The following is a 17,739-nucleotide window of genomic DNA, read 5'->3' as shown; positions in this document are numbered from 1 at the left end:
TCTGTGGTAACATTAATTAAAAAAAGGAGAGTGAGAACGTTGAGTTCAAAAACCATCTACATATTACTCGTCATCATGGTAGTCTTCATGCTCGTGGAGTTTCTGTTTTTCCTGCTGGGAGGGCGAGCTCCCTTTGAAATAGTATACTACAAGAGCACGATGGAGTACGATTATTCTGGGAACGCAACGTTTACCACAAATGCGAAATTGTATTTCAAGGATGAGAAAAAAAAGGAGGAATACAAGGCAAACTACGCTTCCGCCTCCAAGAAGGGACTGAACGAGTACTTCTCACAGGTCAGTCAAGAGGTCGGAAGAGAAATAATCCCACTGGACTACAAGGTGAGCGTGAGCGACTCTGGTGGCATGCTTGAGGTCACAGAAACAACCCTTCTGAAAGGTGCCGCCCAGGTGAATGGTGATGTCCTGGACACGAGCATGGGAAGCCTCACGTTGAACGTGGCGGGCGAAACTGAAATTGTCCTCAAACTACCGAAAGATGCCACTGTGCTTTCTGTCACTCCAACACCAATGGAGTGGAGAAATAACACGTTGATCTGGAAACCAAGGGAACCAATGAGGTTCCCAAGCGTCATCTTCAAGAGGGTGACAGAGAATGAAGGAGTTTCTAAAACTGCTGAATGAATCCAGATTGACAGTGGTACTCACAGGGGCCGGGATAAGTACACCCAGTGGAATACCTGATTTCAGAGGGCCACAGGGGATATACAAAAAGTACCCGCAGAATGTCTTCGATGTAGACTTCTTTTACTCTCATCCCGGGAAGTTCTACGAGTTCGCAAAAGAGGGCATCTTCCCAATGCTGGACGCGAAACCGAATCTTGCACACATTCTGCTGGCAAAACTGGAAGAGCGAGGGTTCATAGAAGCGGTTATCACACAGAACATCGACAGACTCCATCAGAAAGCGGGAAGCAAAAAGGTCATAGAGCTCCACGGAAACGTCGAAGAATATTACTGCGTGAAATGTGGAAGGGAATACACGGTGGAAGATGTCATGAAAAAGCTTGAAAAGGACTGTGTTCCCAGGTGTGACGCTTGCTCGAGTTTGATCAGGCCGAACATCGTGTTCTTCGGAGAAACTTTGCCCCAGAACGCCCTGAATGAGGCAATTCGTCTCTCCTCAAGGGCAGATTTGATGATCGTGATGGGATCCTCTCTGGTCGTGTATCCAGCTGCCGAACTGCCTCTCATGACCGTTCGAAGCGGTGGAAGGCTCGTCATCGTGAACATGGGTGATACCCCCCTTGATGATCTTGCAACGTTGAGGTACAATGCAGACGTTGTGGATTTTGCCAACAATGTGATGAAAAAGGGAGGAATCTCATGAACTTTCTCGATTACCTTGTGGTCATATCGACACTGGGCACGGTGATCTTCTCATGGACATATCTTCTTCTTGGAAGAGAAAACAGCCAGAGGGAGCTGGACAGAGAGGAGCTTGAAGAGAGAATAATGGAGCTCATGGGAAAGTTCCGCTACATGTCGGCAAACAGATTGGAACTCCTCGAGAGAAAAACCCAGGAGATCAGAAGGTTGATCTCTGAGGCGAACACTGTCATGTCAAAACTGATGGTGAAGATGTCGGAGATGGAACGGCTGGAATCTTCTAAAACAGAAAACACCGAAAAGAAAGTTGTGAAAGAGGAGCAAAAAACGAAAAAAGAATTCGAGGACGATACGGAGAAGGATTTCGGGATAGAGAAAAAGATCGTCTCCATGTACGACAGGGGATTTTCGGAGATAGATATTGCGAAAAAACTCGGTGTCACGGTGGGAGAAGTCAGGCTGATCCTGCAACTTTTCAAGAGAAACGTCGGTTGATGTAGAGAAATCGATACTTGCCCGATGTGTCTTTCAGAAAAGATGCCTGTGGCACTATCTTTTTCAACCCTTCTACCTGATATTCTCCTATCTCCATGAGGACTATCTTCCCCTCTGTACTGTACTTTTCAAAAAATGCTCTGTAAAAGTCAAGACCGTCCTCACCAGCAAAAAGGGCTTCTGGAGGCTCGAAAAGAACGTCTCTGGGAAGTCTGTCGTTCTTTTTCACATAGGGTGGATTGGAAAGGATCATCTCTATCTTCCCGTAATCTTCTTTGAACGGCTCCAGGAACCTTCCGTGTTTCACCACAAACCGATCCAAGACACCGTGTCTTTTCGCGTTTTTCAGGGACACTTCCACTGCCTTCTCGGAAACGTCCGTCGCAAAAACAATCACTTCAGAAAATTTCGCAACACTCACTCCGATCGCTCCACTTCCAGTCCCCACATCGGCAACCATCATCACACCGTATCTGTTGATCAGATCGAGCGCTATCTCAACGAGCTCTTCCGTTTCTGGCCTTGGGATGAACACCCCCTCCTCCACAAAAAAAGGAAGTCCCATGAACTCCTTTTCGCCGAGTATGTAATGGAGAGGGTAACCACTTGCTCTTCTCTCCACCAGCTTCACGATACTGTTCTCCACTTCCGGCGAAACGACGATATCTTTTGAAATGATGTCTTCCTTTCGCACCCCAAGAACTTTTGTTGCTAACAGAACAGTTTCCAGAACCGGGTTGCTAGTTATATCTTTCAACTTATGGGAAAGCTCTCTGATCAGATCCCAAACTTTTCTCTCAACTCCGGGGACATTCTCTCTGGTGTCCATGGTGGGTCGAAGGTGAGCTCCACCTCCACGTTTCCAACGCCTTCTATCTTCTTTATAGCTTCTTCCGCGTCGGAAAGGATCATACCAGCCAGGGGGCACATCGGAGTCGTCATTGTCATGAGCACCTTCACGTTGTTCTGATCGTCGACCTGGATGTCGTACACCAGCCCCAGACTCACCACGTCCACTCCTAGCTCGAAGTCTATCACGTTTTTTAAAGAGTTCAACACGTCCTCTTTTGTCACCCTTTTTGGCATATCCATCCCTCCCAGTTTCATTATACTATGATACAATTAAAATTAGAAGAACCGAATTGGAGGTGATCGTATGCCGAAGGTTACAGTTTCTATAAAAGTAGTACCTGCTGTAGAGGATGGAAAACTCCACGAAGTAATTGACAGAGCAATAGAAAAGATCGCATCGTGGGGTATGAAGTACGAAGTGGGACCTTCCAACACCACGGTGGAGGGAGACTTCGATGAGATCATGGATCGGGTGAAGGAGCTCGCCAGGTATCTCCAGGGATTTGTAAGAAGATTTGTTCTCCAGCTCGATGTGGACTACAGGTCTGGAGGTATCACCATTGAAGAGAAAGTATCAAAGTATCGCTAAGTGGTGCTTTCTGCTTGCTCTACTGACCATCTGGGAGCTTTCAAGTGTTCCACAGTACCTCCTTCCAAAGCCGTCTTCCATTGTCTCAGAGATGATCTCACAGTGGAGGATCCTGCTTGCGCACAGTCTTTACACCATTGCTGAGTCCCTCTCCGGGCTAGCAATCGGTCTTGTGATCGGTGTGGGGCTTGCTATTTTGATGGATCTCCTTCAGGTGATCAGGGAGATACTCTATCCCATCCTGATCGTTTCACAGGCGATTCCCATAGTCGCTGTGGCACCACTCGTTGTCATCTGGTTTGGACTTGGAATTGGAACGAAGGTCGGTGTCGTGGCCTTTGTGACACTTTTCCCCGTGGCGCTCAACACCCTAGAAGGCTTCAGAACGATAGACCCGGACGCGCTGGATCTTTTCAGGGTGATGAAAGCATCCAAAGTCCAGATCTACAGGCACCTGGTAATTCCCCACACACTTCCGTACGTCTTTTCTGGTCTGAAAATATCCGCAACGTACGCCGTGGTCTCTGCCGTTATAGGTGAGTGGCTTGGAGCAGAGAAAGGACTTGGAATCTACATGATCAGAGCAATGAACACATTCAGAGCAGACAGACTCTTCGTTTCCATCGTGATAGTGGTAGTTCTGAGCGTGGCTGTGTTCAAAATGGTAGATCTGCTCTCGAGAAGGTTCACATCGTGGTTTGAGGAAAGGAGGCTGGTATCGTGAAAAAGATCTTGGCGCTCCTTTTTTTGATCCCCCTTGTATTCTTCGCGAAGGAAGTGACAGTTGTTCTGGACTGGTATCCAAACACGAATCACACAGGGCTCTACGTTGCCAAGGATCTCGGGTATTACGAAGAAGAAGGCCTAAACGTGGAGATCGTTCAACCTTCCAGACTCACAGCGGAACAACTCGTGGCCAGTGGTAAGGCGGATTTTGGCGTCAGCTACCAGGAGGCGGTAACGCTCGCTCGAGGAGAAGGACTACCTATCGTCTCGATAGCCGCTATCATACAGCACAACACATCAGGATTTGCATGGTTGAAGAGTGAAGGTATAAAGAGCGTGAAAGACTGGGAGGGGAAAAGATACGGAACCTGGGGATCTCCCATAGAGAGAGAGCGACAATAGAATACATTATGAAGAAGTGCGGTGCCGATCCTTCGAAGGTGATCTTCGTGAACGTCGGACAGATGGACTTCTTCGCCGGGACCTTGAACGATGTATTCGACTTCGCTTGGATCTTCTACGGCTGGGATGGTGTTGCAAGTAAGGTGAAAGGAATAGAAATAGAATTTCTTCCGCTTCGAGAGATAGACGAAATCTTTGATTACTATACCCCAGTTCTCATAACGAGTGAATCTCTGATAGAGAAGGATCCGGATCTTGTGAGGAGATTTCTCAGGGCGACGGCGAAGGGTTACGAATACGCTGTACAACATCCCCTTGAGGCAGCCAGGATACTTTTGAAATACGCTCCAGAACTCGACGAGAAGATAGTCGTGGAATCTCAGAAGTACCTTGCCAGTCAATACAAAGCAGACACCAAAAAGTGGGGATACCAGAAAGAAGAGGTGTGGAGGAGATACGCAGAATGGCTTCATTCGACGGGTTTTCTGAAGGAAATAATAGATGTGACGAAGGCGTTCACAAACGAGTTTCTCCCGTGATCTCGGTAAAGAACCTGAGGGTTCGATACGATGATATACCGGTGGTGGAGGATCTCTCCCTGGACCTTTTCGAGGGGGAGATCCTCTCTCTCGTGGGGCCTTCCGGCTGTGGTAAGACAACCATCGTGAAGGCCATTCTCGGACTTATTCCACACGAAGGAAGTGTGGTGCTCTCTACATCCAGTGTGGGGTATTGCCCTCAAAAGGATGTACTCTTCGACTGGATGTCGGTCTACGAGAACGCCATTCTTCCACTCATTTTGAGGAAGGAAAAAGCCACAGAGAACGTGAAGGAACTGATTGAAAGGTTTGGACTCTCAGGGTTCGAAAACAAGCGCCCCTACCAGTTGAGCGGAGGTATGAGGCAAAGGCTTTCAGTCCTGAGAGCCGTTCTGTCCGGAAAAGATCTTTTGATACTCGACGAACCTTTTTCCTCGGTCGATGCGTACACGAGGAAAAAGCTTCAGATATGGCTCTCAGAGGAAATACACAGGATGGGAAGTTCCGCTATCCTAATCACACACGACGTGGAGGAAGCTGTATTTCTCTCCGACAGAATTCTGGTTCTTTCTCCGCGACCCACAAAGGTGTTGAAAGAAATTTCAGTACCGTTTCCAAAACCGAGGATGCTCGAAGTACTCTCGGATCCACGTTTCTCCAAGATAGAAAAGGATACTTTGAAAATTCTTATGAATCAACCCTGATCTCTTCCGAAGCGCTCTCCGGACATTCTTCCACAACACCTGAGCCATTGAGCACACCGTTGAGGTAGTTTCTCAAACGCCTCACCTGGAACATGAAAGCTTCCAGCTTGCTCTGGACAGTTGGTGTGAAGGGATTTCCATCGGACTCTATGTGGATCACCGGAAGGTCTCCGAATTCCTCCAGTACCTTTTTTATCCTTCCTTTTACTTTGCGTTTTTGCTCTTCCAATCCTTTCTTCACGATCGCCTCTGCTATTCTACTTGGCATACATCCAAAAGGTCCTATGGAGATGACACCATCGTAATGAGCCACTATCTCGTGGAGAATGGTACCAATCGTGAGAATCGCTTCGCCCGTGAGCCTTGGGTTCAGGTAGTTTCTGGCAGACTCGACGATCTCCTTCACGTTCACAACATGTCTCTTGTAAAAACCTGTTTTTTCCATAATCCTCTTCACTCTTTTTTCTATGTACCTTTTGACCAGCACTTCCACACGCTTTTTCAGCCTGTCCATCGTCGTGGAGTTGGGTGAAATCAACCTGTTCAGGAAAAGATAATCTGTGTAGTAAATCCACTCGTGCACAGGAGAAATGTGCATGATGATTCCGTTCTTTTCCATGAGTTCTTCGAGGTTCTTTCTGGAGAACTCGTCTCTTCGGACATATATCTCCCCCGTCAAGAGCACTTTGGGAGCACTTTCGTAATTCATCTTTCTTTCGATGCTGGAGAGTATCTCGGCAACCTCTTCCAGCGTTTTGAAAAATTTCCCCAGGGGGTCGTTCGCCAGACTGAGCAATATTTTCTCTCTACAACCCTCCACCACCTTTCTTGCTTCTTCTTTGTCCTTTGCAAGCGTCATTACACCTCGTTCCACGTCGAAAAAGACGTCTGACACGACCACAGCAAGCCACGCTCTTATTCTGAAAGCCACTCCCAGACCAGCGTAGGCGTTTTCGGAGTTCAGCCCAAAGAGCGCGACGTTCTTCACACTGTTTCTGTCCAGCCACAGGTTCATGAAAACACTGTACTGTCCGAATCTGCACGGACCCATCGTCTCCGGCATGAAGTAAAGAACGATCTCGTCCTGGTTCATCTTCTCCCTCACGTACTTTATGAGACTTCCGAGTGTGAGTTGGAGTGGAAGACACTCTTTCGACAGGGAATTTCCTCTTCCGAGCTTGAACTCCTCCACATCCGGTGGTGGGCACACATCGGACCTGACGTTGTAGTATCTGAACGCTGCAGAAAGGCACTGAGAACCGAACTGCCCCATCGAAGGAAAGACAACCTTCACCTGTTCATCATCAAGCGTCTTCCTTTTCCCGTCCGGCGTGATGACGTAGAGCTTGCCTTTCTCCAGAATGGTGTAAGGTCTCTTTATTTCTTTTCTTTCTTCGTCCTTCTTCTTCAACTTGAGATAGCTCCTGACTATGTCAATAAACGCTTCCACTCTCGTTTCCACGCCGGCATCCGCTGTGTGGCTGTCCAGCTCCAGTATCAAAGAAGGCTTCTTCCCCATGATGTCTCTGAAGTAAGAAATGATGAAAGAATCTGGCCCACAACTGAAATTGGTGATGTAGACACCGAAGAGTTTGGGATGCTTTTTCACAAAACGCGCCGCCTTCAATATCATCTCGCCCCACGACCAGTACATGTTTCTGTAACCATCTTCTTTCTCGAAGGGAAGAGAGTCGAAATTTATGATAGGTATTCCACGGGTGGCAAACTTCTCGGGGATCCCCATGTTCGCATCGGAAGAAAACGCATTGTAGGACCTTCCAAAGAGAACAACCCCGAATTCTGCATCTTCAAGGGTTCTCAAGAAATCATTCCACTGTTTTTTTATCGACTCGAATCTCTCGTGGAAGATCTCCAGAGCCCTTTCAAAAGCTTTTTCTCCTTCTTCACGGGATTTTCCAAGTTTTTCTGCCAGTTTGAGGAATTGCTCCCTTTCGTCTCCACGTGAAAAATCAAAGTATTCTGTCACAAGCTTCCCTTTCAAAGACGGAAAGGCCGAGGAAAGCCAGTCCACCTCACTTTGCACGAAAGGACAGAATACGTTGTAGTTTTCTGAATTCTCCACTTTTATTCCGCGTATCCTGGGAATGAAAACCAAATCTGGATTTTTCGAGAGTAAGTCGTACATGTATCCGTGGGAGAGTTCAACCGGGAAACAGAACTCGGAGTTCTTCATCTCCCAACCGCGCCTGTCGGATTTTTCAGGAACGACCACATCGAACCCCAGCTCCTCTAGGAACGTATAGAATAGAGGAAACAGGTTGTTCATCGCAAGAGATTTGCTCAGGCCGATCGTCTTTCTTGACCTACTCGAGCGCTCAAAACCGAATATGAACCTCTCCCTTCTCTTCACGAAGTTGTACTTTGTGCTGTCAACGTTCAGGTGCCTCACAACGTTCTCGTACATGTTACAGGCACCACCGAACGGAAATCTCTTCCCATCAATTTCTATGATCCTGATCTCGCACTTTCTGTCACACCTTTCTTTCCCACCGGGACAGATGAACGTTCCTCTGTACTTGACCTCCCTGGATATCAATTTTTTCAGATCGAACTCCCTTTCCTTCAGAAATCCAAGTTCCAGATTCTCTTTGGTGAGTAGTGCCACTCCATAGGCTCCCATCAAACCAGGATGCGGAGGCACGACTATTCGCTTCCCGACCAGTGCGGCCATGGCGATGGGGACCGCTTTGTTGTAACAAACCCCACCCTGCATGAAGATCTTCTTTCCGATGGGTCTGTTCCCCTTGACCCGATTCAGATAATTCATGCACACGGAATACACGAGACCCGCACAAATATCTTCCTTGGAGATGCCCTCGTTCACGGCTGTTTTGACATCGCTTCCTATGAAGGCAGCGCACTGGTCACTGAAGTTCGGTGGATTTTCACCCTTCATAGCAAGATCTCCGATCTCCGTGTAATGAACCCTCAGGGATTCTCCAGCCGCTTCTTCGAGGAAAGAGCCAGTTCCAGCAGAACATGCCTCGTTCATAGCATAATCGGTGGGTACACCGTTCACCAGGTAGGTATACTTCGCATCCTGGCCTCCTATTTCGAATATGGTGTCTACCTCCGGGTCGAAGTAGGCCGCCGCTTTGGCGTGAGCCATGATCTCGTTGTAGACAGCGTCCGTTTGAGAGTAGAGTCCCACTATCTTCCTTCCGGAGCCTGTCACACCCAGTCCAATTATCCTCACCTTGGTTCCGTTCAGCTGTTCGAGAATCGATGTGTAGCACTGACGGGCTGCTTTTATGGGATCTCCCAGCGTCCTCAGGTACACTCCCGCCAGTATCGCGTTGTCCTCGTACCTCATCAGGATTGCCTTCGTGGTGGTCGATCCAACGTCTATTCCCAGGACACAAACGTCACCATCCCGGGCTTCCTGGAAAGGCATTTCTTTGAATTCCACCAGATGAGCGTATTTCCTCAAGGGTTCGTGTGTAGGAAAGCTGGTTCTTTTCTCCTTCTTCACCACGAAAGTGCGCTTCGTTTCGACTCCACTTGCAATTCCCCAGAGGTACGCCCCGTACGCCTCGAAGAACAGGGCTTCTTCCGGGACAACGATCTCAAGGAGTTTTTTCAGGTGCTTCAACATGAGCTTGTTTCTGGTCGTGCCCCCGACCAGAAGAATCTTTCTCACACTCGCCTTGTGTGCGAGTTCGACTATCTTATCGGCCATCACCTTTCCCAATCCGTTTAGAACGAGTTCTTTGGGCACTCCCTTGTTCAGCGCGTGTGTACAATCACTCTTACAAAAAACCGTGCATCTTGAAGAAAGTTCGTAGTAGTCCTCTACGTTCACCTTGTTCGCCTCTTCCAGAGAGACTCCCATCCTTTGAAGCTGCTGCAGGAAGAACTCACCCGTGCCCGAGGCACACTTATTACCTGTGTATATACCTGTTATGATTCCCTTCTCGTTCACCCTGTAGAGTACGGTGTTCTCCCCGCCTGCGCTGACTATGGCCTCCACCTGTCCGTATTTCTTCATGAGATGTCTGTAGGCGATCTCGGTCGCTTCGGCCTCAGAAATCTGAGGAAGGTCTATCGCTTCTCTCGTCTTGCGTCCAGTGAGGACAACGGGGCCTCTTTCGAGAAAGGTGGGTATCATCGAAGAAAGGAGTGCAAGCGGGTCTCCGTTGTGGGGAAGATTCCCCTTCTCATTTTCGTTGTAAAAAGAAACGCTCGAGGACCCAATGCACACACCGGTCATTGGTATCACCTCTTTGTTGCATATTTTAACACCAAAAAGTTTCATCCTCAACTTTTCCCTCTTGAAATCCTCTGCAGTCTATGATATCATTTGTACCGGCGACCCGGTAGCTCAGCAGGCAGAGCACCTGACTTTTAATCAGGGGGCCGTGGGTTCGAATCCCACCCGGGTCACCAGCGGTGCGAGAGTGGCGGAACTGGCAGACGCGCTGGACTTAGAATCCAGTGGGCTGATGCCCGTGTGGGTTCAAGTCCCACCTCTCGCACCAGGATGGTGTTAGGCGGGTGTAGCTCAGTGGTAGAGCACCAGCTTGCCAAGCTGGGGGTCGCGGGTTCGAATCCCGTCGCCCGCTCCAGAAAAGAGAAGGGGGAAACCCCTTCTTCTTTTTCTTTATTGGAGGTCGATGGAATTGTACACCCTCTCCGTAGTAGTTTCATTGATAACGATCGTGATCGTTCAGAGAACCTTGAAAAAACTTTCCCTGTCCCTTTTGTCCGGAGTGATAGTTTTGTTTCTCATGCTGAGAATTCCCGATGTGACGGAGATCGCCCTACGTGTGTTGACATCCTCTTCGTTCTGGACTCTCCTATCGACAGTGTTTTTGATTTATCTCCTTTCTAGTATGATGGAGGCGTCCGGTGACTACAGAAAATTTTCAGAAGAGATGCGCAACGTCTTTTCTGAAAATGTGGACTCGTTCGTTCCTGCCATCATCGGACTCATGCCGATGCCCGGTGGTGCGTTGTTCACCGCTCCAATGGTGAAGAACTCCCTTCCAGGCGAAAATCCTCTCAGACTTGCTGTCAAAAACTACTGGTTCAGGCACACGGTAGAATTTTTCTGGCCCATGTACCCTGCAGTGGTGCTCGTGTCGGAACTTTCCGACATTCGCGTGGGTAGCATTTCTTCAAAACTGCTTCCTATCTTCGCCATCGCCTTTATAACGGGCTGGCTGTTTTTCAACGGAAGACAGACACCCCGTCTGTCAAGGCCACGTTTCATTTCCAACCTTGTTGTGTTGCTTCCCATCGCTGGAACCGGTGTGATGATTCTTGTGTTCAGGATACCGGGGTGGTTTGCCCTCCTTTTGAACACGTCAGGGTACATTGTTTTCAGAAGGAAATTCTTTCTGAGTGCTTTGAAGGGTACTCTCAAGAAGTGGGATGTTCTCATCGTGCTCTTTCTCGTTTACTGGTACAAGGTAGCGATCGACACTATGGGTGTGGGTGAAGGGATCGCCAGGGAATTCGTCAAGTGGAACCTCTCTCCGTGGCTTCTTCTTGTTTTTCTGCCTTTCATATCCGGTATCTCCACAGGGATTACACAGGCAGCGGTTGGAATCTCTCTGCCTGTCGTTCTCAGCATGTTCAGCAAGGAGTACGCCATATACACCTACATGTTCGCCGTCGGTGGTGTGATACTGTCTCCGGTTCATCTCTGTGTGGTTCTGTCAGCGGATTTTTTCGGGGTAGAGGTGTTCGAAATCCTGAAAAAGATTCTTTTTCCACTGGTTCTCACGTTACTTCTTGGGACTCTGGTCCTGGGGGTGGTTTTGTGAACGAAATTGTGATCAGGGGAGCCAGAGTTCACAATCTGAAGAACATAACGGTGAGAATTCCAAAGAACAAGTTCATCGTCATAACAGGAATCTCCGGCTCGGGTAAATCTTCCCTTGCCATGGACACCATATACGCGGAAGGACAGAGAAGGTATCTGGAGTCTCTCTCTACATACGCAAGACAGTTTCTCGGCGAGCTCAAAAGACCGGATGTGGATGAAATAGAAGGCCTCTCCCCCGCCATCGCTATAGATCAGAAGACGGTCTCCCACAACCCCAGATCCACAGTGGGAACTGTCACAGAAATATACGACTATCTGCGGGTTCTTTATGCACGAATAGGAAAGGCACATTGTCCTCAGTGTGGAAGACCTCTCGAGAAGAAAAGCATCGACGAAATCCTCAACGATCTATTTCACTCCTTCAGGGAGAAAAATCGCATATACATCCTCGCCCCGATCGCAACAGAGAGGAAGGGAAGTTTCAAGAAAGAACTGGAGGAGTTTGCTTCAAAGGGTTTCACAAGGATCGAGATAGACGGGGAAATGTACAGACTCGAAGAGGTGCCGGAACTCGACAAAAACAGAAGACACACGGTGAAACTGGTGGTTGACAGGTTGACCCTCGAAAGCAAGAACGAACACAGAATACTGGACAGTCTGGAACTTGCGATGAGGGAAGGAAAGGGATTCGTGGAGGTTAGAAACGTCGATACTGGAGAAACCAAACTCTTCAGTGAGAACCTCATGTGTCCAGTCTGTGGGATCGGATTCCCGGAGATCACTCCAAAGCTGTTCTCGTTCAACAGCCCGTACGGGGCGTGCCCGAACTGTCACGGGCTCGGTTTCACCTTCGAGGTAGATCCTTCTCTGGTGATAGAGGAAGATAGAAGTATTCTCGAAGGTGCGATCGTGCCTTACCGATGGGATAGAAGACTCACCAGACGTGTGGCAAGAGAGGTAGAAAAACGTGGTGGTTCTCCCAGCGTTCCTTTCAGGGAACTTCCAGAGAAGATAAAAGAGTTCGTTCTGTATGGCGATGAACACTTCGAGGGGATTGTTCCAAAGGTACAGAGATGGCACAGAGAAACGGATTCCGTGGAGATGAAAGAGTGGCTGGAGAGGAATTTCATCGTGCAGAGAACGTGTTCTGCCTGCGGTGGAAAGAGACTCAACAGAGAGGCCCTTTCGGTCAGAATAAACGGCCTGAATATACACGAGTTTACCGATCTTTCTGTTGAAGAGGAACTCGAGTTCTTGAGGAATCTAAAACTCACAGAGAGGGAGCAGAGGATCGTCGGAGAACTCCTGAACGAGATCGAAAAGAGACTGGAGTTCCTGATGGACGTTGGCCTCGGGTATCTGACACTCTCCAGATCTGCCACCACGCTCTCAGGAGGAGAGTCCCAGAGGATAAGGCTCGCAACACAGATAGGATCTGGTCTCACAGGAGTCATATATGTTCTCGATGAACCCACGATTGGGCTCCATCCCCGGGACACGGAAAGACTCGTGAAGACCCTGAAAAAGCTGAGAGACCTTGGGAACACAGTGATAGTGGTGGAGCATGATGAAGAGGTGATAAGAAGCTCCGATTACGTGATAGACATCGGACCTGGAGGGGGAACAAACGGTGGTCATGTTGTGTTCCAGGGTAGCGTGGAGGACCTGATAAAAAATCCAAATGGTTCTCTGACCGGAGAGTATCTCTCTGGAAAGAAAAAAATCCCATACAGAAAAGTGAGACGGCGTCCTTACGGATTCCTGAAGCTGAAAGGGGTCCGCCACAACAATCTGAAGAATATAGACGTCGAGATTCCCCTCGGTGTGTTCGTCTGTGTCACGGGAGTATCAGGTTCCGGTAAATCCTCGCTCATCATGGAGACCCTGTACCCTGCTCTCATGAACATTCTTCACAAGACAAAGCTTCCAACCGGTGAGTTCGATTCAATAGAAGGCCATGAGAACGTGGACAAGGTGATAGCGATAGATCAGTCACCGATCGGGAGAACCCCGAGGAGCAATCCGGCAACTTACACGAAGGTCTTTGATGAAATACGCACTCTTTTCGCCATGATTCCGGCGGCAAAAGCGCGCGGTTACACAAAAAGCAGATTCAGCTTCAACCTGAAAGGTGGTAGATGTGAAGCGTGTCAGGGGCAGGGATATGTGAAGATAGAGATGCTCTTCCTGCCCGATGTGTACGTGGAATGCGACGTCTGTAAAGGAAAAAGGTACAACAGAGAAACTCTGGAGGTGACGTACAAAGGGAAGAACATTTCTGATATACTCGAAATGACGGTGGATGAGGCTCTGGAGTTTTTCAAAAACGTTCCTTCTATAAGAAGGACTCTGCAGGTTCTTCACGACGTGGGACTCGGTTACATAAAACTCGGTCAGCCCGCAACCACTCTCTCAGGTGGTGAGGCCCAGAGGATAAAGCTCGCGTCCGAACTGAGAAAAAGAGATACGGGAAGGACTCTCTATATATTGGACGAACCCACTGTGGGGCTACATTTCGAGGATGTGAGAAAACTGGTGGAGGTTCTCCACAGACTGGTCGACAGGGGTAACACGGTCGTCGTCATAGAACACAATCTGGACGTTGTAAAAAACGCCGACTACATCATAGACCTCGGTCCAGAAGGGGGAAAAGAAGGGGGATTCGTTGTCGCAACAGGAACCCCGGAAGAAGTAGCAAGGAATCCACTTTCGTACACCGGAAGATTCCTGAAGAGTGTGTTATAATGCCTGGGGAGGTGTAGCGGATGAAGACGCTCTTTCTCATCGTTCACACCATCGTAAGTGTGGCCCTCATCTACATGGTCCAGGTGCAGATGTCGAAGTTCTCGGAACTCGGCGGTGCCTTTGGGAGCGGTGGTCTCCACACGGTCTTCGGGAGAAAGAGAGGTCTCGACACTGGAGGAAAGATAACACTCGTTCTCTCCATACTTTTCTTCGTGTCCTGCATAGCAACAGCATTTGTTCTGACGAGGTGATGAGATGGCACCGGAAGAACAGGTGAAGATCCTGAAGAGAAACGTTGTCGATCTTGTCAACGAGGAAGAACTCCTCGACAGGATAAGAAGAAAGGGAAAACTTCGAGTGAAACTCGGTGTGGATCCCTCAAGACCAGATCTTCACCTGGGGCACGCCGTCGTGCTCAGAAAACTCAGAGAATTCCAGGATCTCGGTCACACAGTCGTCCTCATAATAGGAGACTTCACCGCGCGAATCGGTGATCCATCGGGAAGAAACGAGACACGTCCCATGCTGACGAAAGAAGAGGTGCTGGAGAACGCAAGGACCTACCAAGAACAGGCTTTCAAGATACTGGATCCCGAGAGAACAGAGCTCAGGTTCAACGGTGAGTGGCTTGATCGAATGACGTTCGCCGATGTTATAGTTCTCGCCTCCAAGTACACGGTGGCGAGGATGCTGGAGAGGGACGATTTCGCCAGGAGATACAAAGAGGGCATTCCCATCACCATAGCGGAATTTCTTTACCCTCTCGCCCAAGCTTACGATTCCGTTGCGATCCAGGCGGACGTGGAGCTCGGTGGAACCGACCAACTCTTCAATCTTCTCGTAGGAAGAGAAATACAGGAAGAATACGGGCAGGAACCTCAGGTCGTCATGACGATGCCAATCATAGAAGGAACGGACGGAAAACTCAAGATGAGCAAAAGCTACGGAAACTACATCGCATTCAACGATACGCCAGAAGACATGTACGGAAAACTCATGTCCATTCCCGACGAGCTCATCGTAAAGTACATGAGACTCCTCACGGACATTCCAGAGGAGCAGGTCAGTGAGTACGAAAGAAAGATGAAAGAAGGAAAGATCAATCCAAGAGACGTGAAGATGATCCTTGCCTACGAAATCACACGCTTTTTCCACGGAGAAGAGAACGCAAAAAAGGCTCAGGAGCATTTCGTGAAGGTCTTTCAAAGGAAAGAACTCCCGGATGAGATGCCCGTCGTTGAGCTCTCCCAGGAGACGAACATCGTTGACCTCCTGGTGAGGATAGGAGCGGCTTCCAGCAGAAGCGAGGCGAAAAGATTCATTTCTCAGGGTGGCGTTTACTTGGATGGAAAAAGGATAGGAGACATAAAATTCGTTGTAAAACCTGACGGAGAGCGAGTTCTGAGGGTTGGAAAGAGGAAATTCTACAGAATCTCCTGAAATGGAGACAAAAAAACTTTAGAAAACTCTTGAATTTCTTTTGGGCGTGATGGTATAATCACCACAGGATTTAGTGTAATCAATGTGAAGGGAGGTTTGTCCCATGAAGAGAGTTCTTCTTGCCATTATTGTGATTTCAGTCTTTTTCTCAGCAGCGTTTGCGTTCTTCCCGGACGTTCCAAAAGACCACTGGGCTTACGAGTACGTCTGGAAGCTCTGGCAAAGGGGTATCTTCATAGGTTATCCTGATGGCGAATTCAAAGGGGACAGGTACATCACGAGGTACGAAGCCGCCACGGCCGTGAGCAGGCTCCTCGATTTCATCGAACAGAAGATGCTTGCGGGAGTCTCTGGTAATCTCACCCAGGTCGTTGGAAACCTCTCCGACAAGTACATGGCTCTTGAAGAGAAGGTGAACAGCTTAACAAGTGTTCTCGATACCCTTGCAGCCCAGATAGGTAACACCCAGGTTAACTTCAAAGATGCAAACAGGAAGGTCCTCGAAAAGATCGATTCTGTGAAAGAAGAGCTCGAGCAGAAACTTACGCAGGAGATTTCTCTGAACAGAGAAGTGATAAATAACATCGGTCTCAGGCTCGGGAATCTCTCCAGAAATTACGAAAGATACAAGGAGAGTGTGGACACAAAGATCTCGGAAGTGAACAACAAGCTTGCAAATCTTGAAAAAGAGCTCAGCAACAAGATAGCAGACCTCGAAGGAGTGGTCAACCTCCACGAGAAGGACATCATCAACATCTACAACAAGATCGCTTCCGTGAACGAAGAACTGAACAAGAAGATCGCTGCAACGGAGGAAAAACTCTCCGGGAAAGATGAAGAGATCTCCGCAATGGTGGAACTCCACGAAAAGGACATCATAAACCTCTACAACAAGATCTCCGCACTCAACGAAGATCTCAACAAGAAAATACTTGACACGAAGGCCGAACTTTCTGCTAAAATAGAGTCACAGGAAAAGACGCTGAACATGGTCTACACGAAACTCCTTGACGTGGAAAGCAAACTGAGCGGTGAGATCGATGCTCTCAAAGAAAAAGATGCAGAGATCCAGAGGACGGTCGATCTTCACGAACAGGACATCATCAATCTGTACGGTAAAACATCTTCTCTCGAGGAAGATCTCAATCTGAAGTACAACGAGACCAACGAGAAGATCGATCAGGTGAAGGCGGAACTCGAAAGTAAGATCGAAAGTGTGAAGGCTTACAACAGAAACCTCAGCATACTCACAGGTGCCTTCTTTGGAATCCTTGGTCTCATTCTGCTTGCAATCAGTGGTAAATAACTCAAAATTTTATTTTGAGGGGAGGTAAGATGTTATGAGGAAGTTGCTCGCTCTTTTCCTGGTACTTGGTCTTTTAGCCGCAGCAGCATTCGCGTACGAAGATGTGGTGAAGGTTAACGTTTCTGGTACCGCTTACTTCAAAGCGATACTTGATGAAGAAGGTATCGACCTCCAAGGCGGTATTAACGATCTTTCTGTCAGCCTCTCACCAAGCTCTGGAAGTGTGACAGCACCTGCTACCATCACAGCGGAATTTTCTATTGATGTTCTTGGTACAACTGCTTCTCTTAACAAAATTTCTGTTGAAACTGATCTCTTCGATCTTGTTTACAACAACTCCGATATTTATGGGGATGGCTACGTGTTCTACTACGTAGGTGAAAGAACTCTTGAATTCACACCGGAACTAGGTTTTGAAGGAATCTCCCTGACAGCCTACTTTGCCGATATCGTTTCCGAAACAGACCTTGATAATGCCACAAACGACACCAACAACTACTTCGACGACGCGATCGCTTTGAAAGTAGGAGTCACAAACCTTGACCTTCTTGATGCAACACTCTTTGCGGCTCTCTATGACACCGACACAGATCCTTCTACAAGTGCTTATGGCTATGCAGCTCACCTGAATCTTACTGGAAAAGACATTCTTGACGGCCTTGAAGTGAACCTTGCTTATGCTTACGAAGCAACAAATCTTTACCTGGTTGAAGCAGAGTATGAATATTCCTTTGTAGTGGAGCCTGCTACTCTGACAGTCAGCCCGCACTTCGTCTACTCTTCTGAAGGTACTCCTGCAT

At 48.3% G+C, this 17,739-nt stretch carries 14 protein-coding genes, 3 tRNA genes and 2 pseudogenes; 16 read left to right on the top strand and 3 right to left on the bottom strand.

Features of this window, described 5'->3' with window-relative positions; all coding sequences use genetic code 11:
• The first annotated feature begins 39 nt into the window (after positions 1-39).
• From J7K79_RS01075 to J7K79_RS01065, 3 genes are read left to right on the top strand one after another with little or no spacing between them, the layout of a single operon-like run.
• Positions 40-645 (top strand): DUF4897 domain-containing protein, encoded by a 606-nt coding sequence (locus tag J7K79_RS01075; RefSeq protein ID WP_366932567.1) that lies wholly within the window; start codon positions 40-42, stop codon positions 643-645.
• Positions 617-1,351 carry an NAD-dependent protein deacylase gene (locus tag J7K79_RS01070; protein ID WP_296904212.1) on the top strand — a complete coding sequence of 245 codons (735 nt, stop codon included), beginning with the start codon at positions 617-619 and terminating at the stop codon, positions 1,349-1,351. Before J7K79_RS01075 ends, J7K79_RS01070 begins: the two co-directional genes overlap by 29 nt.
• Positions 1,348-1,845 (top strand): DUF6115 domain-containing protein, encoded by a 498-nt coding sequence (locus J7K79_RS01065; protein ID WP_296904210.1) that lies wholly within the window; start codon positions 1,348-1,350, stop codon positions 1,843-1,845. Before J7K79_RS01070 ends, J7K79_RS01065 begins: the two co-directional genes overlap by 4 nt.
• Here J7K79_RS01065 and prmC read toward each other — a convergent pair.
• Both prmC and J7K79_RS01055 read right to left on the bottom strand, forming a co-directional pair.
• Positions 1,826-2,674: a peptide chain release factor N(5)-glutamine methyltransferase gene (gene prmC, locus J7K79_RS01060; RefSeq protein WP_366932566.1), complete on the bottom strand. Its 849-nt coding sequence runs from the start codon at positions 2,672-2,674 to the stop codon at positions 1,826-1,828. The two genes, J7K79_RS01065 and prmC, sit on opposite strands and share 20 nt — an antisense overlap.
• Complete coding sequence (locus J7K79_RS01055) at positions 2,623-2,931, bottom strand: metal-sulfur cluster assembly factor (protein WP_296904206.1); 309 nt, start codon at positions 2,929-2,931, stop codon at positions 2,623-2,625. The genes prmC and J7K79_RS01055 overlap by 52 nt, the downstream gene beginning before the upstream one ends.
• Positions 2,932-3,001: 70 nt before the next feature.
• Here J7K79_RS01055 and J7K79_RS01050 point away from each other — a divergent pair, with 70 nt between their 5' ends.
• The 4 genes and pseudogenes from J7K79_RS01050 (at position 3,002) to J7K79_RS01030 (ending at position 5,657) form a co-directional block, all read left to right on the top strand.
• Complete coding sequence (locus J7K79_RS01050; RefSeq protein WP_296904204.1) at positions 3,002-3,286, top strand: MTH1187 family thiamine-binding protein; 285 nt, start codon at positions 3,002-3,004, stop codon at positions 3,284-3,286.
• The gene (locus tag J7K79_RS01045; protein ID WP_296904202.1) at positions 3,258-4,010 is read left to right on the top strand and encodes an ABC transporter permease; all 753 of its coding nucleotides are present in this window, start codon (positions 3,258-3,260) and stop codon (positions 4,008-4,010) included. The genes J7K79_RS01050 and J7K79_RS01045 overlap by 29 nt, the downstream gene beginning before the upstream one ends.
• Positions 4,007-4,953: pseudogene (locus J7K79_RS09420) on the top strand (ABC transporter substrate-binding protein). The gene J7K79_RS01045 and the pseudogene J7K79_RS09420 overlap by 4 nt, the downstream one beginning before the upstream one ends.
• Positions 4,878-5,657, top strand: a complete 780-nt coding sequence (locus J7K79_RS01030; protein ID WP_296904196.1) for an ABC transporter ATP-binding protein — start codon at positions 4,878-4,880, stop codon at positions 5,655-5,657. Before J7K79_RS09420 ends, J7K79_RS01030 begins: the two are co-directional and overlap by 76 nt.
• Here J7K79_RS01030 and J7K79_RS01025 read toward each other — a convergent pair.
• Positions 5,641-9,888 carry an acyl-CoA dehydratase activase gene (locus tag J7K79_RS01025; RefSeq protein ID WP_366932570.1) on the bottom strand — a complete coding sequence of 1,416 codons (4,248 nt, stop codon included), beginning with the start codon at positions 9,886-9,888 and terminating at the stop codon, positions 5,641-5,643. The two genes, J7K79_RS01030 and J7K79_RS01025, sit on opposite strands and share 17 nt — an antisense overlap.
• Positions 9,889-9,988: 100 nt before the next feature.
• On the opposite strand from J7K79_RS01025, the gene J7K79_RS01020 reads away from it, so the two are divergent.
• The 9 genes and pseudogenes from J7K79_RS01020 to J7K79_RS00980 form a co-directional block, all read left to right on the top strand.
• Positions 9,989-10,064 (top strand) — tRNA-Lys (locus tag J7K79_RS01020).
• Positions 10,065-10,069: 5 nt separating this feature from the next.
• A tRNA-Leu gene (locus tag J7K79_RS01015) sits at positions 10,070-10,156 on the top strand.
• Positions 10,157-10,168: 12 nt separating this feature from the next.
• Positions 10,169-10,243, top strand: a tRNA-Gly gene (locus tag J7K79_RS01010).
• 48 nt (positions 10,244-10,291) lie between these two features.
• Entirely contained in the window at positions 10,292-11,446 is a 1,155-nt protein-coding gene (locus J7K79_RS01005; RefSeq protein ID WP_296904194.1) for a TIGR00529 family membrane protein, read from the top strand.
• Positions 11,443-14,193 carry an excinuclease ABC subunit UvrA gene (gene uvrA, locus J7K79_RS01000; RefSeq protein WP_296904192.1) on the top strand — a complete coding sequence of 917 codons (2,751 nt, stop codon included), beginning with the start codon at positions 11,443-11,445 and terminating at the stop codon, positions 14,191-14,193. The genes J7K79_RS01005 and uvrA overlap by 4 nt, the downstream gene beginning before the upstream one ends.
• Before the next feature lie 20 nt (positions 14,194-14,213).
• Complete coding sequence (secG, locus tag J7K79_RS00995; RefSeq protein WP_296904190.1) at positions 14,214-14,444, top strand: preprotein translocase subunit SecG; 231 nt, start codon at positions 14,214-14,216, stop codon at positions 14,442-14,444.
• Positions 14,445-14,448: 4 nt separating this feature from the next.
• On the top strand, positions 14,449-15,633 hold the full coding sequence (tyrS, locus tag J7K79_RS00990) for a tyrosine--tRNA ligase (RefSeq protein WP_296904188.1): 1,185 nt from the start codon (positions 14,449-14,451) through the stop codon (positions 15,631-15,633).
• A gap of 103 nt (positions 15,634-15,736) precedes the next feature.
• Positions 15,737-16,939 (top strand): S-layer homology domain-containing protein, encoded by a 1,203-nt coding sequence (locus tag J7K79_RS00985; RefSeq protein WP_296904186.1) that lies wholly within the window; start codon positions 15,737-15,739, stop codon positions 16,937-16,939.
• Between the two features lie 34 nt (positions 16,940-16,973).
• Positions 16,974-17,739 (top strand): annotated as a pseudogene (locus J7K79_RS00980) (hypothetical protein); the annotation flags it as partial.

Source organism: Thermotoga sp. (assembly GCF_021162145.1).
Lineage (GTDB): Bacteria > Thermotogota > Thermotogae > Thermotogales > Thermotogaceae > Thermotoga.
The sequence above is the reverse complement of the archived record's forward strand: the minus strand, read 5'-3'. Positions and strand labels throughout refer to the sequence as shown.